The 21,494-nt window shown below is 71.1% G+C and carries 21 protein-coding genes; 6 read left to right on the top strand and 15 right to left on the bottom strand.

The features are described 5' to 3' along the window. Positions 1–12: 12 nt before the first annotated feature. The 8 genes from FBY22_RS02160 to FBY22_RS02125 form a co-directional block, all read right to left on the bottom strand. The gene (locus tag FBY22_RS02160; RefSeq protein ID WP_142142194.1) at positions 13–900 is read right to left on the bottom strand and encodes a DUF5936 domain-containing protein; all 888 of its coding nucleotides are present in this window, start codon (positions 898–900) and stop codon (positions 13–15) included. Between the two features lie 19 nt (positions 901–919). Continuing rightward, a complete protein-coding gene (locus FBY22_RS02155; RefSeq protein ID WP_142142193.1) occupies positions 920–1,864 on the bottom strand; it encodes a type II secretion system F family protein in 945 nt (314 codons plus the stop codon). A 12-nt stretch (positions 1,865–1,876) separates the two neighbouring features. Further along, positions 1,877–3,214, bottom strand: coding sequence for a CpaF family protein (locus FBY22_RS02150; protein ID WP_142142192.1), 1,338 nt, complete (start codon positions 3,212–3,214; stop codon positions 1,877–1,879). Between the two features lie 31 nt (positions 3,215–3,245). Next, on the bottom strand, positions 3,246–3,590 hold the full coding sequence (locus tag FBY22_RS02145; protein WP_142142191.1) for a TadE/TadG family type IV pilus assembly protein: 345 nt from the start codon (positions 3,588–3,590) through the stop codon (positions 3,246–3,248). A gap of 1 nt (position 3,591) precedes the next feature. Beyond that, positions 3,592–3,969: a TadE/TadG family type IV pilus assembly protein gene (locus FBY22_RS02140; protein ID WP_142142190.1), complete on the bottom strand. Its 378-nt coding sequence runs from the start codon at positions 3,967–3,969 to the stop codon at positions 3,592–3,594. Further along, entirely contained in the window at positions 3,966–5,222 is a 1,257-nt protein-coding gene (locus FBY22_RS02135; protein WP_142142189.1) for an AAA family ATPase, read from the bottom strand. The genes FBY22_RS02140 and FBY22_RS02135 overlap by 4 nt, the downstream gene beginning before the upstream one ends. A 6-nt stretch (positions 5,223–5,228) precedes the next feature. Next, positions 5,229–5,933 (bottom strand): Flp pilus assembly protein CpaB, encoded by a 705-nt coding sequence (cpaB, locus tag FBY22_RS02130; RefSeq protein WP_142142188.1) that lies wholly within the window; start codon positions 5,931–5,933, stop codon positions 5,229–5,231. An 81-nt stretch (positions 5,934–6,014) separates the two neighbouring features. After that, a complete protein-coding gene (locus FBY22_RS02125) occupies positions 6,015–6,845 on the bottom strand; it encodes a hypothetical protein (protein ID WP_142147296.1) in 831 nt (276 codons plus the stop codon). 302 nt (positions 6,846–7,147) lie between these two features. On the opposite strand from FBY22_RS02125, the gene FBY22_RS02115 reads away from it, so the two are divergent. The 3 genes from FBY22_RS02115 to FBY22_RS02105 all read left to right on the top strand — a co-directional run bounded on the left by FBY22_RS02115 (position 7,148) and on the right by FBY22_RS02105 (position 10,732). Then, positions 7,148–8,848 carry a chitinase gene (locus FBY22_RS02115; RefSeq protein ID WP_142142187.1) on the top strand — a complete coding sequence of 567 codons (1,701 nt, stop codon included), beginning with the start codon at positions 7,148–7,150 and terminating at the stop codon, positions 8,846–8,848. 76 nt (positions 8,849–8,924) lie between these two features. After that, the gene (locus tag FBY22_RS02110; RefSeq protein ID WP_142142186.1) at positions 8,925–9,434 is read left to right on the top strand and encodes a SigE family RNA polymerase sigma factor; all 510 of its coding nucleotides are present in this window, start codon (positions 8,925–8,927) and stop codon (positions 9,432–9,434) included. A gap of 35 nt (positions 9,435–9,469) precedes the next feature. Continuing rightward, positions 9,470–10,732 (top strand): hypothetical protein, encoded by a 1,263-nt coding sequence (locus tag FBY22_RS02105; protein WP_142142185.1) that lies wholly within the window; start codon positions 9,470–9,472, stop codon positions 10,730–10,732. Between the two features lie 174 nt (positions 10,733–10,906). Here the strand turns inward: FBY22_RS02105 and FBY22_RS02100 are convergent, their stop codons facing one another. The 5 genes from FBY22_RS02100 to FBY22_RS02080 form a co-directional block, all read right to left on the bottom strand. Continuing rightward, positions 10,907–11,464, bottom strand: a complete 558-nt coding sequence (locus FBY22_RS02100) for a hypothetical protein (RefSeq protein ID WP_142142184.1) — start codon at positions 11,462–11,464, stop codon at positions 10,907–10,909. 75 nt (positions 11,465–11,539) lie between these two features. Beyond that, complete coding sequence (locus FBY22_RS02095) at positions 11,540–13,015, bottom strand: GntP family permease (RefSeq protein WP_142142183.1); 1,476 nt, start codon at positions 13,013–13,015, stop codon at positions 11,540–11,542. Positions 13,016–13,122: 107 nt separating this feature from the next. Next, on the bottom strand, positions 13,123–13,533 hold the full coding sequence (locus FBY22_RS02090; protein WP_142142182.1) for a RidA family protein: 411 nt from the start codon (positions 13,531–13,533) through the stop codon (positions 13,123–13,125). Then, positions 13,530–14,291: an IclR family transcriptional regulator gene (locus FBY22_RS02085; RefSeq protein ID WP_142142181.1), complete on the bottom strand. Its 762-nt coding sequence runs from the start codon at positions 14,289–14,291 to the stop codon at positions 13,530–13,532. Before FBY22_RS02085 ends, FBY22_RS02090 begins: the two co-directional genes overlap by 4 nt. After that, positions 14,288–15,385 (bottom strand): sugar kinase, encoded by a 1,098-nt coding sequence (locus tag FBY22_RS02080; RefSeq protein ID WP_142142180.1) that lies wholly within the window; start codon positions 15,383–15,385, stop codon positions 14,288–14,290. Before FBY22_RS02080 ends, FBY22_RS02085 begins: the two co-directional genes overlap by 4 nt. A 136-nt stretch (positions 15,386–15,521) precedes the next feature. Here FBY22_RS02080 and FBY22_RS02075 point away from each other — a divergent pair, with 136 nt between their 5' ends. Further along, complete coding sequence (locus FBY22_RS02075; RefSeq protein ID WP_142142179.1) at positions 15,522–16,799, top strand: amino acid deaminase; 1,278 nt, start codon at positions 15,522–15,524, stop codon at positions 16,797–16,799. Positions 16,800–16,811: 12 nt separating this feature from the next. Continuing rightward, positions 16,812–18,443, top strand: coding sequence for an amidohydrolase family protein (locus FBY22_RS02070; RefSeq protein ID WP_142142178.1), 1,632 nt, complete (start codon positions 16,812–16,814; stop codon positions 18,441–18,443). Position 18,444: 1 nt separating this feature from the next. Here FBY22_RS02070 and FBY22_RS02065 read toward each other — a convergent pair whose 3' ends face one another. Together FBY22_RS02065 and FBY22_RS02060 are read right to left on the bottom strand one after the other, a co-directional pair. Further along, complete coding sequence (locus tag FBY22_RS02065) at positions 18,445–19,284, bottom strand: serine protease (protein ID WP_142142177.1); 840 nt, start codon at positions 19,282–19,284, stop codon at positions 18,445–18,447. A gap of 145 nt (positions 19,285–19,429) precedes the next feature. Further along, complete coding sequence (locus tag FBY22_RS02060; RefSeq protein WP_142142176.1) at positions 19,430–20,104, bottom strand: hypothetical protein; 675 nt, start codon at positions 20,102–20,104, stop codon at positions 19,430–19,432. 125 nt (positions 20,105–20,229) lie between these two features. Here FBY22_RS02060 and FBY22_RS02055 point away from each other — a divergent pair, with 125 nt between their 5' ends. Beyond that, positions 20,230–21,441, top strand: a complete 1,212-nt coding sequence (locus FBY22_RS02055; protein WP_142142175.1) for a pyridoxal phosphate-dependent aminotransferase — start codon at positions 20,230–20,232, stop codon at positions 21,439–21,441. Positions 21,442–21,494: the final 53 nt, after the last annotated feature.

Genomic DNA, 21,494 nt, shown 5'->3' with positions numbered 1-21,494 from the left:
GCCCTCCCCTGCCTACTTGCCCGTGAGCGTGCCGAAGTCGGTGCCGGAGCCGAGCAGCAGTCCCGCGCCGAGCAGGAGCAGTGTCGCCGGGACCATGAAGGTGGTGATCATCAGCGTGGCCCGCGGGACGGCCCGCGCTGCCTTGCGGCGGGCGTTCTGGGCGTCCGTGCGGCGCATGTGCTTGGCCAGCGAGACGAGGGTCTCCACGATCGGGGCGCCCAGTTCCTCGCCCTGCTGCAACGCCGTCACGAACATGGCGACCTGCTCGGAGTCGTTCCTGCGCCGCAGTTCCGCGAAGGCCTGGCGGCGGCTCATGCCGAGGTCCATCTGGCGCAGGGTGATGCGCAGTTCGTCGGCCCAGGGGCCCTCGTAGCGGATGGCCACCCGGTCCAGGGCCTGCCGGAAGCCGAGGCCCGCGCTCACCACGACGGCCAGCACGTCCAGGAAGTCCGGGAGGGTGCGCTCGATGACGTCCTTGCGGTGGCGGATCGCCACCCAGATGCCGACCTCGGTCCAGAACGCGCCGAACGCGAGCAGCAGCAGCGCGACGAGGTACTGGCCACGCAGCAGGAACACCAGGAAGCCGACGGCGCCGAGGAAGCCGTACACCGCGCGCCGGGCCGCGTACCGGTCGATGGTCAGGCCGCCGGGGTTGCCCGCGAGGTCGATCTTGCGGCGGTACTTGGCGACCAGCCCGGGGCCCATCAAGCGCAGGACCGCGGGGGCGTAGCGCATGCCGAGGCGGTCGATGAGGGAGTCGACCGCGCCGGTGCGGGTGGCGCCGACCTCCAGGGCGAGGAGCAGGTCGCCGGGGAGTTTCGCCTCCGCCCGGTACATGCGGATGCCGGCGAAGACGCCCCAGACGCCGAGGCCCATCACGAGCGCGAGCAGCAGTGCCATGTCACATACCCCCCTTGTCTCAGACGTCGATCCGCGACATGCGCCGGATGAGCACGAACCCGACGGCGTACATGGCGAAGGCGATGATCACGCACGCCTGGCCGACGGGCGAGCCGGTCATGCGGTCCAGGGCGCCGTCCTTGACCCCGTTCATGAGGAACAGGGAGCCGATGCCCATCACGGGTACGGCGTACGCCGTCATATTGACCTGGGAGAGCTGGGTGCGGATCTCGCGCCGGGTCTCCTTGCGCTCCTCCAGCGTCTCGGTGAGGTTGCGCAGCGCTCCGACGACCTGTCCGCCCGCCCGGTTGGACAGCACCAGGGTCGTGACGAGGACGACCAGTTCGCGGGAGGGCAGCCGGTCGGCGAGGTCCCCCAGCGCCTCGTCGAGGGACTGGCCGATCGCCAGCTGGTTGGCGACCTTCTCCAGCTCCTCGCCGGCCGGTGCCTCCAGCTCCTCGGCCGCCATGCTGATCGCCGTGCGCAGCGCGAGCCCCGCCTGCGTGGCGTTCGCCAGGATGCGTGCCAGTTCGGGGAGTTGGTTGATGAACTTCTCGATGCGTTTCTGCCGTTGCCAGTTGAGGAACTGCCAGGCCGCCCAGACGCCGAGCAGGCCGGCGAGCGGGCCGAAGAAGGGGGCGAGGGAGGCCTGGCCGATGAGCCACAGCGCGGCGACCGCGGCGAGCATGTAGACGAAGAACTCGCCCGGGGTGATGTCGAGGCCGGTCGCGGCGAGCTTCAGCTCCAGTTTCCGGCCGAGCCCGGTGCGCCGCAGCCGGCGGTCGAGGGTGCGGAAGCGGCGGGCGCGGCCGGTGACCGGTATCTGGCCGGTGTGCGAGAGCCGTTCGACGAGCGCGGCGCGCTCGGCGCGTCCCGTGGCGTACGCGTGCAGGCCCATGACGGCCAGGACGCAGGTCAGCAGCGTGATGCCGGTGGTGAGGGCGACGAGGTCTTGCAGATCCATGGGGGGCGGCACCTACCTGGCTTCTCGGGTGGCTAGCTGGTCTGCGGTCTGGGCGACGCCGAAGGCCTGGGGGACGGCCTGGTTCGCCATGTAGAGGCGGTCCGCGCTGCGGCGGGTGAGGGGGTAGTGCTCGAAGGCGCCGTATATCCGGCCGTCGGGGGCCATGGGCTGGGCGTTGAAGCGGGCCACGGTGGCCAGCCGGTAGGGCTCCCCGCCGTGGCTGTCGAGCAGGGCGACCTCGGTGACGCGGCGGGCGCCGTCGGCGAAGCGGGTGAGCTGGATGATGACGTCGACGGCGCTGTTGATCTGGTCGTGCAGGGCGACGAAGGGGACCTCGACGTCGGACATGGACGCCAGGGTCTGCAGACGCATCAGGGCGTCCTCGGCGCTGTTGGCGTGGACGGTGGCGAGGGAGCCGTCGTGACCGGTCGACATGGCCTGGAGCATGTCGAGGGACTCGCCGCCGCGGACCTCGCCGACGACGATGCGGTCGGGGCGCATGCGCAGGGAGTTGCGGACCAGGTCGCGGATGGTGATCTGGCCCTTGCCCTCGACGTTCGGCGGGCGGGACTCCAGGCGGATCACGTGCGACTGCTGGAGCTGGAGTTCGGCGGAGTCCTCGATGGTGATGATGCGCTCGCCCTCCGGAATCAGGCCGGAGAGGGCGTTGAGCAGGGTCGTCTTTCCGGTGCCGGTGGCGCCGGAGACGATGACGTTGAACTTGGCCCGGACCAGGCCCGCGAGCAGGAACAGGATGTGCTCGTCGAGGGAGCCGAAGCCCACCATCTCCTGGAGGGTGAAGGAGCGCGGGAAGCGGCGGATGGTGAGCGTGGCGCCGGTGAGCGACAGCGGCGGGATGATGACGTTGACGCGCTCGCCGGACGGCAGCCGGGCGTCGACCATCGGGTTGGACTCGTCCACGCGCCGGTTGACCGTCGACACGATCCGCTCGATCGTCTGCATCAGCTGGTCGTGGGAGGCGAACCGGAGTGGCAGCTGCTCGACGCGGCCGCCGCGTTCGACGAAGATCGCGTCGGGGCCGTTGACCATGATCTCGGTGATCGACGCGTCTTCGAGGAGGGGTTCGAGGATGCCGAGGCCGAGTGCCTCGTCGACCACCCGGCGTATCAGCTGGGAGCGTTCGACCGTCGACAGCACCGGGCCCTCGCGGCTGATGATGTGCCCGAGGACGCGTTCCAGGCGGGCCCGGCGCTCGGCCGCGGCCAGCGAGGACATCTCCGCGAGGTCGATCTCCTCCAGGAGCTTGGCCCGGTAGGAGGCGACCAGGTGCGCGTCCTCGCCCCGGTGGCCGTTCTCCTCGGGGGAGTTGATGCGTGCCCGCAGGCTCATGGGTCGGTGCTCCTCGCTGTGCCCGGGTGTCTCAGTGGTCGAGCGGCATGACGGCGGTCTTGCTGGCTTCGTAGCGGCCCAGTCCGGGGAAGAGGACGGGGATGGTCACGTGCGAGGTGACCCGCACCTCCGTGCCCAGGTCCGCCGACTCGCAGGTGGCGTCCAGGTTGACGGCCTGCGCGCAGGCCGCGCCCGCCGCCTGCTGGAGGGAGGCCGCGCGTGCCCCCGCCCGGGCCGCCGTGCCCGCCTGCTGGGCGGCGTACGCGATCAGCCCCAACTGCACCCCGGCGAGCGCGACGAGAAGCAGGACGGGAAGGAACCCCAGGTACTCGATGGCCACTTGGCCGGCGTCACGACGTCTGCGGTGGTACGACATGTCACTCCTTCACCTCCTCCACCGCGCCCGCGTGTCCGTGCACGGTGAAGGGGAAGGAGACCGACCCCGGGAAGAGGACCGGGACCTCGATCGCCACGTCCGCGGTCACGAAGCCGGTGCCGCCGCACTCCACCTTGGCCGCTCCCCTCCACGGTCCCGACAGGTGCTCGAGCGCCGCCTGTTCGCAGGCACCGGCCCGCGCCCCCCGAGGTGCGGCGGTCGCCGCCCGTACGCCCTCGTCGGCAGCATTCCCCGCGAGCGAGTAGGCGTACCCCACCAGCACGAACTGCCACACCAGCACCAGGGTCAGGATGATCAGCGGTGTCATGCCGAGGAACTCGACGGTCACCTGCCCCCGGTCGCCGCGCCGCCTCCTCATGGCCCCAGCTCCCTGCGCCGCCGGAAACTCACCGACCCCCGGTCCCCGCGGAACCGACCCCCGCCGCGGTGCGCCCCCTCCATCGCCCTCATCAGGCCCAGCTCCCCGGCGAGACCCCAAAGGGCCTGCTTGACCGCGCCCTTGTTGTCCAGTTCGTGGATGCGGCCGGCGTCCACCGCGGACTGCAGTTCCTTGAAGTTGGCCGGGATCGCGGTGGCGGCGACCGCGGTGCCGGTGATCTTCTGGATCAGCGGCGGCTGGATCTCGGCGGCCCGCGAGTGCCGGTTGACGACGACCGTCGTCTCCTCCGCCTTGCGGATCTGCAGCCGGTCCCACATCCGCACCGTCCGCTTGGCGCCCCGCACCGCGACCACGTCCGGCGTGGTGACCAGCAGCGCCTGGTCGGCCATCTCCACGGCCGCGGCGCCGGCCCCGCTCAACTGGGCCCCGCAGTCGACCACCACGACCTCGTAGCGGGACCTGAGGGCGCTGACGATCTGCCGGGCCGCGCGGTCCGTCATCTCCTCGCCGCGCTCGCCCTCCCCCGGCGCGAGCAGCAGTGACAGGCCCGTGTCGTGCCGGAAGACGGCGTCCGCCAGGACCCGCGGGGAGATGTCGTTGATCGCGGCCAGGTCGACCACCGAACGCCGGAACTGGACGTCCAGGTAGGAGGCGACGTCGCCGGTCTGCAGGTCCATGTCCACGAGGGCCGCGGCACGCCCCGAGGCCTGTGCGGCCAGGGCGAGCTGGATGGCGGTGAGGGTCGCCCCCACCCCGCCCTTGGACCCGCTCACCGTCACGACGGTCCCGCCGACGCCGGTGAACACGTCGCCTCCGGCGCCCAGGTGACGCCGTACGCCCACCGACCACTGGGCGACGGCCTGCACGCGGCTCGCCAGCTCCTCGTAGCTCAGCGGGAGGGCCACCAGGCCGCGCGCGCCGTAGTCCATGGCGGCCTGGAAGAGGCCGGGGCTCGCGTCCGTGGTGACGAGGATGACCCCGACCGCCGGGAAGCGCAGCGCCACCTCTCGGATGAGTTCCAGGGCCGGGACCGGGCCGATGCGCTCGTGGACCACGACGACCTCGGGGAGCTCGTCGACCGACTCGGCGGCCAGGCGGGCGAGGGTGTCGACGAGCTGGGTGGAGTCGACGACCGGGGCGACCGGTTCGGCGTCCGGGAGCTGGCTGAGCAGGGTCGTGAGGGAACGGACCGCGTCCGCGTCACCGACGGCCGGGAGGATCCTGGTGGGCATGCGGGCTCACTTGTCCTTCGCGAGTTCGTACGTGCGGTCCTTGTCCGGGACCGTCGTGCCGCCGCCCGGTGCGACCAGCGCGAGCCGGACCCGCTGGGCGAACGACTCGGCGTAGGTGATGCGCTGCGCGTCCAGGGTGGAGAGGGCGAAGGTGATGGGGACGGTGTCGGTGGGCTGGTTCTTGCCGGCCTCCGAGGGGTCGAGCGCTTTGATCGCGCCGACGTCCAGCACCTTCGCGTTCGTTACGATGATCTTGGACTCGGCGGGGTCGCCCTGGCGCTGGCCCGCGAAGGTGGCGTAGACGTTGACGGTGGAACCGGGCGTGATCTTGCCCGCCACCCCGGTCGCCGCGTCGATCATGATGGCGACCTCCTGCTGCCCGGGCTGCAGAGCCGGCTGGTCCACGATCATGTCGGTCTGGAGCAGGGAGCCCGGCTTCAGCGTGGTGACGGCGATCTTGCCCCGGATGTCGCCGATATGGGTGACCGCGTTGTCCGACAGCCAGCGCTTGGGCATCGAGATCTTCTCGAACTGGTCCGGGCTCAGCTGGGTGTACGGATCTATCTTGGCCTTGACCTGGTACGCCGTGACCTCGGGCCCGACCTTGGACTTCACGTCGCCGATGACGGACAGGACGCCGACGAACGCGCCGAGGGCGCAGACGATCGACAGGACCAGCAGGAGCACGCCGCGGCGCTGACGGGAGTTCATGAACCGTACAACCTCATTGGGGGACATCGGTCGAGCGGATGGGGGGTGTGCGAGCGGTACGCGGAGCTGTGGCCCGCGGCTTCAGGAGCCTCTCCCGGCGGGAAGCTGCCTGGGGCCGTCCGGGGGCGGTGGCGGGGTGGCGGAGCAGAACACGCAGCGGTCGCCGATCACGTCGATGCCGCACCAGTGGCAGACGCCCTGCCGGACGGACGTGACCAGTTGGTAGAGGACCGAGAGGTCGGGCAGATAGGCGGCGAACTCGACCAGCCTGTTCGTGCCCCACCAGGTCGCGGACTCGGCGGGCGCCGGGATCTCCCGCAGCCCCTGGGCGTTCCACTGCTTGGCCAGCGTGGCGGTGACCCAGTCCGACTGCAACTGCCCCTTGCCGACCAGCATCCGGGTGCCGAACTCCGGTCCGGGAAGGGCGGCCGCCCCGGGCCCGAGCTTGACCAGGTGCGGCTCGGGATGGGCCAGTACGGCGAACTGACTGCCCGGCACCCAGGACTTGGCGTGCGACTTCAGGCCGACGGGTACACGGTCCAGCCGGGCGACGGAGCCGAGCAGCGCGCCCGCGTGGATGTAGTGGGTCAGCAGGCGGCCGGCGGAGGCGAGGACGCCCGGACTGAGGTCGCAGGAGGCGAGCTGGCGCAACTGGCGGGCCAGGACCGCGAGTCCGAGCGGGGGCAGATCGGGCCGGAACAGGGCGATCCGGTCGCTCTCCAGCAGGGAGCGGATCGTCCACAGCCGCTGCTCCACCCCGGCGGGGGCGGCCTTCGAGCACACGACGACGAGATGCCCGTACTGGTCGATCAGGGCCTGTACGGCCGCCAGCGCCTGGTCGAGAGGCTGGCGGTCCAGGTCCCGCAGGACGACGGCGGGCAAGGTCCGTTCGTCCTGCGGCGGCAGCGCCATGTCGGCACTGGTCACGGCAACGGCTGTTGGCACGCGCAGCTCCCCGTGTTGCGCCGTCGGCGCACCGGGATTACTCCGGTGCACCGAAATGACTTCACTGCGTGACTACGTCAGCACTGTAACCACGGGCTTGTGACCGGAGAACAGCGTTTGTGCAGCTGATGTGGAACTGCCGCCTCACAAGTTGCGCCAAAACGGGGCACCTTGTGCATCTTGCCGATCCCCATCCGGCCTCGCCCCCCGACCACCACATTTGGTCTGGACCTCTTGACAGGCGTATTGGTCTGGACCAACTTATTGTCATGTCCCCACAGAGACGATCAGCACGGTTCTGGTCAGGAGCCGTCACCGCCGCCCTCGCCCTCACCTTCCTGGGCACGGGCCAGGCGTCCGCCGCGGACGTCAACAACGCCCAGAACGCCGGCTTCGAGTCGGGTCTGGGCAACTGGACCTGTTCCGCGAGCAGCGGGACGACGGTCTCCTCCCCCGTCCACAGCGGCTCGGCCGCCCTGAAGGCGACACCGGCCGCGCAGGACAGCGCCCAGTGCAGCCAGACGGTGGCCGTCCGGCCGGGCTCCACGTACAGCCTGAGCGCCTGGGTGCAGGGCGGGTACGCCTTCCTCGGCGTCACCGGCACCGGCACCACCGACGTCTCCGCCTGGACCCCGGACTCGTCCTCCTGGAAGCAGCTGTCGACGAGCTTCACCACCGGGTCCTCGACGACGTCCGTGACGGTCTACACCCACGGCTGGTACGGGCAGGCCGCCTACTACGCCGACGACGTCTCGGTCTACGGCCCCGACGGCGGCGGTGGGGGCAGCGGCGGCGGCCCGACGGTCCCGGCCGCTCCGGGCGGCCTCACGGTCTCCGGTACGACGTCCTCGTCGGTGTCGCTGGCCTGGAACACCGTGTCCGGCGCGACCGGCTACAACGTCTACATGGACGGCACCAAGGTCACGGCGGTGACGGGGACGTCGGCGACCGTGACCGGCCTCGCCGCCGCCACCTCCTACTCCTTCCAGGTCACGGCGACGAACTCGGCCGGTGAGTCGGCGAAGTCCGGGGCGGTCACCGGGACGACGGCCGGCTCCGGCGGGGGCGGCGGAGGCGGCGGCACGCTGCCCAAGCACGCGGTCACCGGCTACTGGCAGAACTTCAACAACGGGGCCAAGGTCCAGAAGATCTCCGACGTCTCCTCCCAGTACGACATCATCGCGGTGGCGTTCGCGGACGCGACGACGACACCGGGCGCGGTGACCTTCAACCTCGACTCGGCGGGGCTCGGCGGCTACACCGTCGACCAGTTCAAGGCGGACATCAAGGCCAAGCAGGCCGCCGGCAAGAAGGTCATCGTCTCGGTCGGCGGCCAGAACGGCACGGTGTCGGTGAGCGACTCGACGTCCGCGACGAACTTCGCGAACTCGGTGTACTCGCTGATGCAGACCTACGGCTTCGACGGCGTCGACATCGACCTGGAGAACGGCCTCAACGCCACCTACATGTCCCAGGCGCTGCGGGCCCTGTCGGCGAAGGCGGGCTCGTCCCTGGTCATCACCATGGCCCCGCAGACCATCGACATGCAGTCGACGTCCGGTTCCTACTTCCAGACGGCGCTGAACATCAAGGACATCCTGACGGTCGTCAACATGCAGTACTACAACAGCGGTTCGATGCTGGGCTGCGACGGCAAGGTGTACTCGCAGGGGTCGGTGGACTTCCTCACCGCCCTGGCCTGCATCCAACTGGAGGGCGGCCTCGCCCCGTCCCAGGTCGGCCTCGGCCTGCCGGCCTCCACGAGCGCGGCGGGCAGCGGCTACGTGTCGCCGACCGTGGTGAACAACGCCCTGGACTGTCTGGCCAAGGGCACCAACTGCGGTTCCTTCAAGCCGTCGAAGACGTACCCCGATCTGCGGGGGGCGATGACCTGGTCGACGAACTGGGACGCCTCGGCGGGTGGTTCGTGGTCCGGCTCGGTGGGCGCGCACGTGCACGCGCTGCCGTAGCGAAGGAAGGGTGAAACATTTCCCCGGGGCCACCGCATCAATGAAGTGAGAACGGTGACGGACAGGGGGAACGGGCATGAGACAGGCACGCGCGGACGAGTACGCCGAGTTCGCGGCGGCGCGTGCCGGGCATCTCTACCGTTCCGCCTGTCTGCTCACCGCCGGTGACACGCATCTCGCCGAGGACCTGGTGCAGGAGACCCTCGGCCGGCTGTACGTCAGCTGGGGACGCGTGTCACGGGTCGGCAACCCCGCCGGGTACGCGCAGACCGTTCTCGCGCGTACGTTCCTCGCCCACCAGCGCCGGCGCAGCAGCAGCGAGCGTGCCACCGACGTGCTGCCCGACCGGGCGCACGACGGCACCGGGGACACGCCGCTGCGGCTGACCCTGCTGGAGGCGCTCTCCCGACTGCCCGCGAAGGACCGGGCGGTGGTCGTCCTGCGCTACTGGGAGGACCGCTCCATCGAGGAGACCGCCGACGCCATGCACGTCAGTTCGGCCGCCGTGCGCACCCGCTGTGTCCGTGCGCTGGGACGGCTGCGCGGGCTGCTGGGCGAGGAGCTCGGCGAGTACGCACGCCCCTGACCGTCACACCTCACTTCGCGAAACGGTGGTCCGTCATGCCCGACGTCGAACAGCACAGCGACCCCTTCGAGGAACAGCTCTCGGCCGACCTGCGCCGCGCCGGCGCCGGGTTCGACGCCGACCGGGCCGCGCTCGTGGCCGCGGGGGCGGTGCGCGGGCGGCGCCGGCTGCTCAGGCGGCGGGCCGCCGTCGTGGGCGGGGCCGCCTCCCTGGCTCTCGTCGGCCTCGGCGGGGCGCTGGTGCTGCCGGGCGGCAACGGGTCGGCACCGCGGGACGAGGCCTCCGTGGGGACCTCCGGCCACTCCACCACCGCGACCCCCACCCCCGCTCCCGCTCCCGTCTCCGGCGACGCGCTGATCCGCGCCCTGGAGAAGCTGCTGCCCGAGGGGACGTTCAGCAAGGCTGAGGCCCGCGGCACGGACGAGGAGCCGGGGCCGTACGTGAGCGCCGTGTACGACGACGGCAAGGGCGCGGCGGCGATCGGCGTGAGCCTCGGGCGGGTGCGGCCGGGCAGCGACGAGGCACGGCAGCGCACCGAGTGTCCGGGCAAGGTGTTCATGCACTACGACGCCTGCGGCACGACCCGGCTGCCGGACGGCTCGGTGGTGATGGTCATGCAGGGGTACGAGTATCCGGACCGCCGGGTGGACACCAAGCTGTGGAGCGCCGAGCTGGTCACACCCGAGGGCCAGCAGGTCGGCATCAGCGAGTGGAACGCGGCGGCCGAGAAGGACGCGCCGATCACCCGGCCCGAACCGCCGCTGTCCGCATCGGAGTTGAGGCGGCTCGCGGCGGCCCGCGTCTGGCGGGACGCCGTCGACGCGATGCCCGAGGACCCCGGCCGGCCCGCAGGCGATCCCACGCCCAGCGCCACCCGGCGCGCCGTGGCCGTCGCCCCGACGCTCCGCGGGCTGCTGCCGAAGGGGAGGTTCACGATGTCGGAGGACAGCGGCGACGACACCGGCTTCGGCTATCTCGTCGTCGACGACGGCAAGGGCAGGTTCCTCGTCCAGGTCAACGTCCAGGACGACATGTCGGACGTCGCCGACGACCTGTTCGGCTCCGGCTCCGAGAAGCTGCCCGACGGCACGCGGGTCGCCGTGCACCAGGGGCCCAGTGAGAAGGGCGGCGCGGGTGCGGTGATGTGGACCGTCGACACCCTGCGAAGCGACGGCAGGAGGGTCGTGATCAGCGAGCTCAACTCCGGTGCCCCGCACGACGCCGCGACCCGCACCACCCCCGCCCTGACGGTCCGGCAGCTGCGGACGATCGCCCTGAGCGCGAAATGGTGGCGGTAGCCCCTTAGGCCGCGGGGCCGTCGGCCGAGCCGGTCAGGTGACGGCCGCCCGGGGGCCGGGCGAACCCCCGGGCGGCCGGACCGAGCGGAGCGGCTGTCGCCGACCACAGCCGTCCGCCCCGCATGTGCCGAGCTGGGCGGAACGGTTCACGCCGGGGGCGGTTTCCCGCGACCGTCAGTCGGTGTCCTCGGCGTCGGCCCCGTTGTCGTCCCCGTCCTCGAAGTAGGCGTCGAGGACGGCGTCGAGCTGGGTCTCCCACTCGCTGAAGCGCGACCTGGCCGGTGCCTCGATCTCGATCGGGTACCAGCGGCGCTCAGGGGTGTGAACCGTGATGGTGAACCGCTTGCCGAAGCGGGGCGACTCCGTCTCGACGGCGCCGATCTCGTCCCAGCGGAACTCGCACTGCTGGTCGTCGAGGGAAAGGCGTACGCCCTTGTGGTCGGCGACGATTCTGGCGCGGCGGTCGGAGGCCTCGAAGACGGGTCCCTCGGGGGCCTCTTCCCCGTCGTCGTCGGTCGCGGGCTCCTCGACGGCGTCCTCGGCCCCGGTCCCGGCGACGGCCTCCGCCTCCGCCGTCTCCGCGGCCTCGGCCTCGGCGTCCTCGGGCCCGGTGTCCTCCGGCTCCTCGGTCGCGGGCGAGGTGAGCCCGGGGATGAAGGCCGGGTCGAATCCGGCACCCGTGACGGGCTCGCCCTTCAGGGGCTGGCTGCTCGAACCTATGCGCTGCTCCACAGCGGGCAGTATGGTCGACGATCCTGTGCCGGACACAGCCAGCCCCAACTTCGTTATCAGACGCCTACATGCGGCTCACACGAAGACACTGACCGCAGCGGCCACCGCGAACCCCGCCACCGACAGCACCGATTCCAGGACCGTCCAGGACTTCAGGGTGTCCCGCTCGCTGATGCCGAAGTACTTCGCCACCATCCAGAAGCCGCCGTCGTTGACGTGCGAGGCGAAGATGGAGCCCGCCGAGATGGCCATGATGACCAGGGCGACGAAGTTCTGGGAGTGGTGGCCCTCGGCGAGGAGCGGGGCGACGATGCCGGCCGTCGTGACGATGGCGACCGTGGCCGAGCCCTGGGCCACCCGCAGGACCACCGAGATCAGGTAGGACAGGACGATCACGGGCAGGCCGACGTCGTTGAAGGTGTCGGAGAGGGCCTGGGCGACCCCGCTGGCCTTGAGGACCGCTCCGAAGACCCCGCCCGCGCCGACGACCAGGAGGATGTTGCCGACCGGCTTGAGCGAGGCGGTGGAGACGGTCTCGAGGGACCTGCGGGACCAGCCGCGGCGGATGCCGAGCAGGTAGTAGGCGAGGAGCAGGGCGATGGTCAGGGCGACGAAGGGGTGGCCGAAGAACTCGATGACCGAGCGGCCCGTGGAGGGGTCGAGGGCGATCGAGGAGAAGGTCGCGGCCAGGATGAGGATCAGCGGGGTGCCGATGATGCCCAGCACCGTCCCGAGCGGCACCGGCTTCTCCGTGGGCTCGACCCCCGACGCGCGCTGTTCCTCGACCACGGCCTGCCGGGCCTCGGCGGCCGCCTCCACCATGTCCTGCGGTACGGCCACGAAGACGCGGTTGCCGATCCACGCCGAGTACGCCCACGCGGCGAGCACGGCGGGGATGCCGCAGACGATGCCCATGAGGATGACCCGGCCGAGGTCCACGTGGAGCAGGCCGGCCGCGGCCACCGGGCCGGGGTGCGGGGGCAGGAAGGCGTGGGTCATCGACAGGCCGGCGAGCAGGGGCAGGCAGTAGAGCAGGATCGACCTGCCGCCGCGCTTGGCCGCCGCGTACACGATCGGCGCGAGGACGAAGATGCCGACGTCGAAGAAGACGGGGATGCCGAAGATCAGGCCGGTGAGGCCCATGGCGAGCGGGGCCCGCTGCTCGCCGAACAGGTTCAGCAGCCGGGAGGCGAGCACCTCCGCTCCGCCGCTGACCTCCAGGATCGCGCCGAGCATCGTGCCGAGGCCGATGATGATCGCGACGTGCCCGAGGATGCCGCCCATGCCGGACTCGATCGTGGACACGGCGTCCGACCGCTGGACCGTGCCGAATAGTTCGGTGACCGACAGGCCGGCGAGCAGGCCGACGGCTATGGAGACGGCCAGCAGCGCCACGAACGGCTGAAGTCTGACCTTGATGATGAGGAAGAGGAGCAGGGCGATACCGATGGCGGCGACCGTGAGAAGACCGGCCGTGCCGTCGAGGAGGAGGAGCAGACCGCCGGTGTGGGGCGGGGTCGCGGGGGTGGCCGCGGCGAGCGAAGGGGGCATTCGGGGGTCCTCTGGGTAAGTGCATACGGCTTTCGGGCAGGGGGGATCGCGGCACGGCACCCCGTGAGGTGCCATGCCGTGTGTGGCGTGCGGGAGGTGAGGGAGCGTCAGCCGAGGACGGCGAGCGCGTCGATCTCGATGAGGAGGCCGGCGGGCAGTCCGACGTAGACCGTCGTGCGCGCGGCGGGCGGCTGGGTGAGGCCCTGCTCCTCGAAGTAGGCGTTGTAGATGCCGTTCATCTCGGCGAAGTGGTCGACGTCGGTGAGGTAGACGCGGATCATCATCACGTCGTCCCAGCTCGCGCCGCCCTCCTGAAGGATCGCCTTGACGTTGGCGAGGGTCTGCAGGGTCTGCTCGCGCAGGGTGGGGCCGGCGGGCGTGGGCGGCTTGCCCTCCTCGGCGGGCAGGAAGCCGACCTGGCCCGCGACCTGGAGGATGTTGCCCTTGCGCACGCCGTGGGAGAACTTGGCGGGCGGGGTGGTGTGGGTGCTGGGGGTGAGGGCGGTCTTGTCCGTCATACGGGGTCCTTTGCAGTGGTTCTGCCCGAGTACTCGCCGCTGATCGCGTCGGCCGTGCGGCGCACCAGCGGGAGCAGGGTGAGGAGTTCGTCGGCGGTGACGACGACGTTCGGCGCGGACACCGACATCGCGGCGACGACCCGGCCGTCGGCGCCGCGGACGGGGGCCGCGACGCAGTTGATGGACTCCTCGTGGCCGCCGAGGTCGGTGGCCCAGCCCTGTTCGCGCACCTTCTCCAACTCCCTCAGGAAGGCGGTGGGGTTGGGGGTGGAACGGGACGTGTACATGGGGTAGTCGAGCTTGTCGGCCAGGGCCCGGCGCTCGGCCTCGGGGAGGTCGGCGAGGAGGAGCTTGGCGACGGCCGCGACGGTGATGGCGACGGGCTTGCCGATCCGCGAGTACATCCGCACCGGGTAGCGGCTCTCCACCTTGTCGATGTAGAGCACCTCGTCCTCCTCGTACACGGCGAGGTGGACGGTGTGCCCGCACTGTTCGTTGAGGCGTACGAGGTGGGGGTGGGCGATCTCGCGGATGTCGAGGTTCTCCATCGCCTCCTGGGCGAGGGCGATGAGGCGGGCGCCGAGGCGGTAGCGCTGGTCGGACTGGCGGTAGACCATGCCGTGTTCGTGGAGCGTGCGCAGGAGCCGCAGGGCCGTGGACTTGTGCACGCCGAGGCGGTCGGCGACCTGCCCGAGGTCGGCGGGGCCCTCGGCGAGCAGCGGCAGGATGCTGAGCGCTCGGTCGACGGTCTGGCTCATGGGGTGCGTACCTCCTCCGGGGCCTTGCCGGCTTGCGTCCAGCCGGGGCCGAGTCGAAGTGTCTCCCAGGTGTCGTCGTCGAGGGCGGCGAGGTGGTCGGCGTGTGCGCGGGCGGGGGGTGTCGCCAGGTCGCCGGGGACGGTGAGGGCGGCCGCGGCCCAGAGGTGACCGTGCCGCAGACGGTCACGGAGGGGCAGGCCCCGGAGTGTCGAGGAGAGGAATCCGGCCGCGAAGGCGTCACCGGCACCGGTGGTGGCCACGACGTCCACGGCGAGAGCGGGGACGAAGGTGTCCGTGGAGCGCCCCTTCAGGGGCGCGGGGAACTGCGCCACCGGCCCGCCATGGCCCGCGGCCGACACGAAAACGGTGGCCCCCTTCGCCCCCTGCTTCACCACCAGCACTCCCGGTTCTGACAGCACCGCCCGGATCTCCGACGGTCCGCCCGTGATCCCCCACGCCTCCTCCGCCTCGTCCTCGCCGACGAAGACGATGTCGGCTCTCCGCGCCAGGTCCAGCAGCACCCGGGGGCCGTCGGCGTCCTGCCACAGCCCCGCCCGGTGGTTGACGTCGAAGGAGACGAGGGGCCGGCCCGGCGCGGCAGCGGTCAGCGCACGTACCAGTTCCAGGCACCCGGGCGACAGCGCGGCCGTGATCCCCGAAAGGTGCAGCACGCGTCCCGCCCGTACCGCCGCCAGGTCCACCGTGTCCGCGGACATCGCCGAGGCGGCCGACCCGGCCCGGTAGTAGGCGACCTCGTGTGCGTCCGTCGACCGGTCCCCGGCCGTACGGAAGTACACCCCCGTGGGGCGCGAGGGGTCCCGTCCCACCGAGGAGACGTCGACGCCGAACCCCCCGATCGTCTCGACGAGGTGGTCCCCGAAGCCGTCCGCGCCGACCCGGCTGACCCACCTCACGGCGTGGCCGGCGGCGGCCAGTCCGCAGGCCACGTTCGACTCCGCCCCGCCGATCCCGCGCTCGAACGACGGCACGTCGGCGAGGCGGCCCGGACGGCTGGGCAGGAAGGTGACCATGGACTCGCCGAGCGCGACGACGTCCACGACGTCGGGGGCGTTGCGGGGTCCGTCGGTGGTCACGATCGTCTTAGCTCCCAGGTGAGATGCGGGTGACGGCTTTTCGTTGACCCCGCGTTGGCCGAGATGTTAGACAGCAGTAAGCGACATACGCAATGAGCATTGCAGCTACTGCAACGCACCTGATCAGGGAGGCTGTATGGCCCGCGACACCGGCTCCGAAGCGCTCGCCCGCCTCGCGGAGGAACGCGTCGACCACCGCTTCAAGGGCCTCCCGCCGGACGCCGACGGCCTGACGATCGGTGAGCTCGCCGCCCAGCGCCGCAACCTGTTCACCGGCGGTTTCACCACCCCCGTGCTCGCACTGTCCGCCGAGCACCTGGAGCACAACCTGGCGCTCATGGAGACGTACGCCGCCCGGCACGGCCTGGCGTTCGCCCCGCACGGCAAGACCTCCATGGCGCCCCGGTTGTTCCGGCAGCAGATCGACCGCGGGGCGTGGGGCATCACCCTCGCCGTACCCCACCAGGTGCGCGTGGCGCGGGAGTTCGGCTTTAAGCGGGTCTTCCTCGCCAACGAGCTAGTCGACCCGGCCGCCCTGCGGTGGATCTCCGCCGAGCTGGACGCCGACCCCGGTTTCCGTCTCGTCTGCTACGTCGACTCCGTGCGCGGTGTCGAGCTGATGGACGCGGCTCTCGCCGGGGCGCGACGCCCCCTCGACGTCGTCGTCGAGCTCGCCGCCGGCGAGGGCGCCCGGACGGGCGTGCGTACGGAGGCCGAGTGCGCGGCCGTCGCGGACGCGGTCGCCGGCACCCGCACACTCCGGCTCGTCGGGGTCGCCGGGTACGAGGGCGAGGTGCCGCGGGCCGATCCGAAGCGGGTGCGCGCCTGGCTGCGGCGGCTGGTCGCGCTGGCCGTCGCCTTCGACGAGGCGGGGCGGTTCGCGGGGCTCGACGAGATCGTCGTCAGTGCGGGCGGCAGCGCCTGGTTCGACGCGGTGGCCGACGTCTTCGCGGAGATCCCCGCTCTGTCGGCGCCCGTACTGAAGTTGCTGCGCTCCGGCGCCTACGTCTCGCACGACGACGGCCACTACCGCAGGCTCACGCCGTTCAACCGGGTCCCGGAGGAGGGCGCCCTGGAGCCGGCGTTCCGCCTGTGGGCGCAGGTCGTCTCCCGCCCGTCCGCCGAGCAGGCCTTCGTCAACGCCGGTAAGCGGGACGCGGCCCACGACCTCGACCTGCCGTTCGCCCAGGTCGTACGCCGGGACGGCGCCGAGCGCCCGGCCACCGGCGTCTCGGTGACGGCCCTCTCCGACCAGCACGCGTGGCTGCGGACCACCGACGAAGCGGACCTGGAGGTCGGAGACTGGGTGGGGATGGGGCTGTCCCATCCGTGCACGTCCTTCGACAAGTGGCAGCTGATCCCACTGGCCGAGGCGGACGGCACGGTCGTCGACTACATCCGTACGTTCTTCTAGAGGGAGCCCGCCATGGAAGAGCTCGTCATCCGGGACGCGGACGTCGTGGACGGCAGCGGTGAGCCGTCGTACCGCGCCGACGTGGTGATCGACGGCGGCAGGATCGTCTCGATCGTGAAGGAGGCCGCGGCGGCCGGCTGCCAGCGGCCCGAGGCCCAACGGGAACTCGACGCCGAGGGACTCGTGCTGTCCCCCGGCTTCATCGACATGCACGCCCACAGCGACCTCGCCCTGCTGCGCGACCCCGACCACAGCGCGAAGGCCGCGCAAGGGGTCACGCTCGAAGTACTGGGCCAGGACGGGCTGTCGTACGCGCCGGTCGACGACCGCACCCTGGCCGAGGTGCGCCGCACGATCACCGGCTGGAACGGCCACGGCGACGACATCGACTTCGACTGGCGTTCGGTCGGCGAGTACCTGGACCGCCTCGACCGGGGCATCGCCGTCAACGCGGCCTATCTGATCCCTCAGGGGACCGTGCGGATGCTCGCCGTCGGCTGGGAGGACCGCGAGGCGACGCCCGGCGAGCTGGACCGGATGCGGCAGTTGGTCGCCGAGGGCATGGAGCAGGGCGCGGTCGGCATGTCCTCGGGGCTGACCTACACGCCCGGCATGTACGCCAAGGACGCCGAACTGACCGAGCTGTGCCGGGTGGTGGCGTCCTACGACGGCTACTACTGCCCCCACCACCGCTCGTACGGGGCGGGCGCCCTGGAGGCGTACGCGGAGATGGTGGACCTGACCCGGGAGGCCGGCTGCTCCCTGCATCTCGCCCACGCCACCATGAACTTCGGCGTGAACAAGGGCCGGGCGCCGGAGCTGCTGCGGCTGCTGGACGACGCGTTGGCGTCCGGCACGGACATCACGCTGGACACCTACCCTTACACCCCCGGCTGCACGACCCTGGCGGCCATGCTGCCGAGCTGGGCGAGCGAGGGCGGTCCGGAGGCGGTCCTCAAGCGCCTGGCGGACGACGACACGGCCGAGCGCATCCGGCACCACATGGAGGCCGTGGGTTCGGACGGCTGTCACGGCGTGCCCATCGAGTGGGACACGATAGAGATCTCCGGGGTGAGCGACCCCGGGCTGGCCGGCTTCGTCGGCCGCAGCGTGCGGGAGTCGGCCGACCTGCGGGGCGAGAGCCCGTGGGCGACCGCCCGGCACCTGCTGCTGCGGGACCGGCTGGGCTCGACGATCCTCCAGCACGTCGGCCACGAGGAGAACGTGCGCACGATCATGCGGCACCCGGTGCACACCGGCGGCTCGGACGGCATCCTGCAGGGCACCAAGCCCCATCCGCGCGCCTACGGCACCTTCCCCCGCTATCTCGGCCACTACGTGCGGGAGTTGGGCGTGCTGTCACTGGAGGAGTGCGTCGCCCACCTCACCTCGCGCCCGGCGGCGCGGCTGCGGCTCGAGGACCGGGGCCTGGTCCGCGAGGGGTACCGTGCCGACCTCGTCCTGTTCGACCCGCGGACGGTGGCGGCGGGGGCGACGTACGAGAATCCGCGGACGCTGCCGACGGGCATTCCGTACGTCTTCGTCGACGGCCGCTTCGTGATCGAGGACGGGCGGCGGACGGACGTGCTGGCGGGGCGGGCGGTCCGTCGCAGTCCCGTACGACGGAACGCCACCCGCGGCTGAGCTACGGCTTGGGCAGCGTGCAGCCGCTCGCGCTCAGGTTCAGCTTGTTGCCTGTGGTGAAGCAGGCGGGGATCTGGTACGTCTCCTCGGCGTAGTTGATGCCCTGGCGGACGGTGACGTTGCCGCTGGCGTCGACCTCGCACGGGTTGTTGTCCGTGCAGCGCTCGCCGTCCTCGTTGCCGGTGTTGTTGACGGCGACGACCTTGCCGGTGGCGTTGTCGATCACCGGCGAGCCGGAGGTGCCGCCGATGGTCTGGCAGGCGGAGGTGTAGCGGACCGAGTCCTTCCAGGTCCAGTCGCCCTCCTTGAGGCGGTAGACGAAGCCGTCGATGTTGCAGGCGTAGGTCCGCTTCCAGTAACCGGAGACGACCGTGATGGCGGTGCCGGCCGTGGGGTGCGTGTCCTGGACGGTCAGCGGGCTGATGCCGTACGAGCTCCTGATCGCGGAGTACGTGGTCGTCAGCCGGTAGATGGTGACGTCCGTGTCGGTCATCGTCGAGTAGACGACCTGGTTGGCCCGCAGCGTGCCGATCCTGCTGCCGGAGGAGTTCAGCAGTCCGAAGCTGCGGCTGGAGGACTGACCGGTGATGACCTCGCCGGGCGACGGGAAACCGGTCTCCAGGCAGTGGCCGTTGGTCATGACCAGCGCCGGGTCGGTGTCCGCGGAGTTGGGGAAGCGGATGACCGAGCCGGAGCAGTTGCTGAGCGAGACGGTGCCGGCGAAGTTGACGGCCTGAAGGGCGGGTGCCGCCGTGTCCTTGACGGGCGCCGCGACCGCGGGTGCCGCGCCGGCCCCGGCGAGTACCAGGGCGGTGACGACGGCGCCGAGAGGTTTCTTCATGTGGGGGTCCCCTCTTGCGACTTGGGCGACCGGAGATCTTCCGGCCGCCCGCATATTTGTCATGGGCATTGTGAGGGGACCGGCATGCCGGGGCAAGGAGTCGATTCAGGACCCGAGCGGGCGATCGCTTTGCGCCACCGGCCGACTATCGGGGCCGTTTGCCGTGGCCGGGGTTGTTGCCGGAGTTGCCGGGCGCGTAGGTCGTCTCGGCGGGGGCCGAGCCGGACGTGGTGGCGGGGGCGGAGGGCTGCGAGGAGGTCGCCGCGGTGTCCGTCGAACTCGGGGTCGGGGACCCGCTTCCGGGTGTCGTGGCGTCCGTCGAGGGCTCGGCGGACGCCGACGCGCCGCCGGAGGACTCCTGTGCGTCACCGCTCGCGGCCGACTCCTCCTGGCCGGTGGGTGCGGGAAGGTCGGTGGCCGTCGGTCCCGTGTGCGCCCCCTTCCCCCCGGTCCCGCCCGAGGACGTCCCCGAGAAGGAGAACCCGGCGATCACGGCCGCCACCGACACGGCCCCGACCGCCCCCGCGACCGCGACGCGCGGCGAACTCCACCGGCTCGGCCTGCGCCGGGCGCGGTGGCCGGGGGCGGCACGCCGCTGGGGGCGGTCGGCGTCCGGCACCACGGCGGGCAACTGGGCCGTCTCGTCGTAGGCGTTCTGCCAGCCGTGCGCGGCAGCCGGGTCGTTGTACTCCTCGTAGGAGGGCGCAGGCTGCTCCTGCGGGTGGTACACGCTCGGCGGGTCCTGCACACCACCGCTCACCGGGTGCAAGCCGATGTTCGACTCGTGCGCCCCGTTCTCGTACTCGGCTGGCCTCGACATGGCCGCGCATTGTAGAGAGGGGTGGGGCCGGCGAGACAGCTACCGGCGATAACAGCACAAACCACACGTCTCACGTGTCGGAAAACACGGTCCAAAAGGCGTTACCGGGCCGTAAGCTCCCTGACATGCAGGTGATCCAGTCGACGAAGCTCGCCAACGTCTGTTACGAGATCCGCGGCCCGGTGCTCGAGGAGGCGATGCGGCTGGAGGCGGCCGGGCACCGCATCCTCAAGCTGAACACGGGCAATCCGGCGGCGTTCGGCTTCGAGTGCCCGCCGGAGATCCTGGAGGACGTCCTCAGGAACGTCTCCTCCGCGCACGGCTACGGCGACGCGAAGGGCCTGCTGGCCGCCCGCCGGGCGGTCGTCATGCACAACCAGACCCTCGGCATCGAGACCGACGTGGAGCACGTCTTCATCGGCAACGGCGTCTCCGAGCTGATCGTGATGGCGATGCAGGGCCTGCTGGACGACGGGGACGAGGTCCTCGTACCCGCGCCCGACTATCCGCTGTGGACCGCCGCCGTGTCGCTGTCGGGCGGCACGGCCGTGCACTACCGCTGCGACGAGCAGTCCGACTGGATGCCCGACCTCGCCGACGTCGAGCGCAAGGTCACCGACCGCACCAAGGCGATCGTCATCATCAACCCCAACAACCCGACCGGGGCCGTCTACGACGAGGCGGTCATCAAGGGGCTCACCGACATCGCCCGCCGCAACAACCTGCTGGTCTGCTCCGACGAGATCTACGACAAGATCCTCTACGACGGCGCCACGCACACCCCGACCGCGGCGGTCGCCCCCGACCTGCTGACCCTGACCTTCAACGGCATGTCCAAGGCCTACCGGGTGGCCGGGTACCGGGTCGGCTGGATGTCGATCTCCGGGCCGCGCGCCCACGCCGACTCCTACATCGAGGGCCTGACGATCCTCGCGAACATGCGGCTGTGCGCGAACATGCCCGGCCAGCACGGCGTGGTCGCCGCGCTCAGCGGCCGTCAGTCCATCGACGACCTGGTACTGCCGGGCGGGCGCCTGAAGGAACAGATGGACACCGCGTACGAGCTGCTCACGCAGATCCCGGGGGTGAGCTGCGTACGGCCGAAGGGCGCCCTGTACCTGTTCCCGCGGCTCGACCCCAAGGTGTTCAAGATCAAGGACGACCGCCGGATGGTGCTGGACCTGCTGCGCAGCGAGAAGATCATGGTCGTGCAGGGGACCGGGTTCAACTGGCCCGAGCACGATCACTTCCGGGTCGTGACCCTGCCGGCGGTCACGGACCTGCGGGACGCGATGGGCCGGATCGGACGCTTCCTGGACGGCTACGGCCAGCCGTAAACCTCTGCCGCCCCCGATCTTTGCAGTTCACTCAACTTTAGACGGAATCTAAG

Origin of the sequence: Streptomyces sp. SLBN-31 (genome assembly GCF_006715395.1) — a bacterium.
Classification (GTDB): domain Bacteria; phylum Actinomycetota; class Actinomycetes; order Streptomycetales; family Streptomycetaceae; genus Streptomyces.
This window is presented reverse-complemented; position numbering and strand designations above follow the sequence as displayed.

What these genes read in the sequence shown, in the direction of transcription:
- FBY22_RS02160 (WP_142142194.1), bottom strand. Translation starts at nt 900, where the DNA reads ATGGCACTGCTGCTCGCGCTCGTGATGGGCCTCGGCGTCTGGGGCGTC.
- FBY22_RS02155 (WP_142142193.1), bottom strand. Translation starts at nt 1,864, where the DNA reads ATGGATCTGCAAGACCTCGTCGCCCTCACCACCGGCATCACGCTGCTG.
- FBY22_RS02150 (WP_142142192.1), bottom strand. Translation starts at nt 3,214, where the DNA reads ATGAGCCTGCGGGCACGCATCAACTCCCCCGAGGAGAACGGCCACCGG.
- FBY22_RS02145 (WP_142142191.1), bottom strand. Translation starts at nt 3,590, where the DNA reads ATGTCGTACCACCGCAGACGTCGTGACGCCGGCCAAGTGGCCATCGAG.
- FBY22_RS02140 (WP_142142190.1), bottom strand. Translation starts at nt 3,969, where the DNA reads ATGAGGAGGCGGCGCGGCGACCGGGGGCAGGTGACCGTCGAGTTCCTC.
- FBY22_RS02135 (WP_142142189.1), bottom strand. Translation starts at nt 5,222, where the DNA reads ATGCCCACCAGGATCCTCCCGGCCGTCGGTGACGCGGACGCGGTCCGT.
- cpaB (WP_142142188.1), bottom strand. Translation starts at nt 5,933, where the DNA reads ATGAACTCCCGTCAGCGCCGCGGCGTGCTCCTGCTGGTCCTGTCGATC.
- FBY22_RS02125 (WP_142147296.1), bottom strand. Translation starts at nt 6,845, where the DNA reads ATGGCGCTGCCGCCGCAGGACGAACGGACCTTGCCCGCCGTCGTCCTG.
- FBY22_RS02115 (WP_142142187.1), top strand. Translation starts at nt 7,148, where the DNA reads ATGTCCCCACAGAGACGATCAGCACGGTTCTGGTCAGGAGCCGTCACC.
- FBY22_RS02110 (WP_142142186.1), top strand. Translation starts at nt 8,925, where the DNA reads ATGAGACAGGCACGCGCGGACGAGTACGCCGAGTTCGCGGCGGCGCGT.
- FBY22_RS02105 (WP_142142185.1), top strand. Translation starts at nt 9,470, where the DNA reads ATGCCCGACGTCGAACAGCACAGCGACCCCTTCGAGGAACAGCTCTCG.
- FBY22_RS02095 (WP_142142183.1), bottom strand. Translation starts at nt 13,015, where the DNA reads ATGCCCCCTTCGCTCGCCGCGGCCACCCCCGCGACCCCGCCCCACACC.
- FBY22_RS02090 (WP_142142182.1), bottom strand. Translation starts at nt 13,533, where the DNA reads ATGACGGACAAGACCGCCCTCACCCCCAGCACCCACACCACCCCGCCC.
- FBY22_RS02085 (WP_142142181.1), bottom strand. Translation starts at nt 14,291, where the DNA reads ATGAGCCAGACCGTCGACCGAGCGCTCAGCATCCTGCCGCTGCTCGCC.
- FBY22_RS02075 (WP_142142179.1), top strand. Translation starts at nt 15,522, where the DNA reads ATGGCCCGCGACACCGGCTCCGAAGCGCTCGCCCGCCTCGCGGAGGAA.
- FBY22_RS02070 (WP_142142178.1), top strand. Translation starts at nt 16,812, where the DNA reads ATGGAAGAGCTCGTCATCCGGGACGCGGACGTCGTGGACGGCAGCGGT.
- FBY22_RS02065 (WP_142142177.1), bottom strand. Translation starts at nt 19,284, where the DNA reads ATGAAGAAACCTCTCGGCGCCGTCGTCACCGCCCTGGTACTCGCCGGG.
- FBY22_RS02060 (WP_142142176.1), bottom strand. Translation starts at nt 20,104, where the DNA reads ATGTCGAGGCCAGCCGAGTACGAGAACGGGGCGCACGAGTCGAACATC.
- FBY22_RS02055 (WP_142142175.1), top strand. Translation starts at nt 20,230, where the DNA reads ATGCAGGTGATCCAGTCGACGAAGCTCGCCAACGTCTGTTACGAGATC.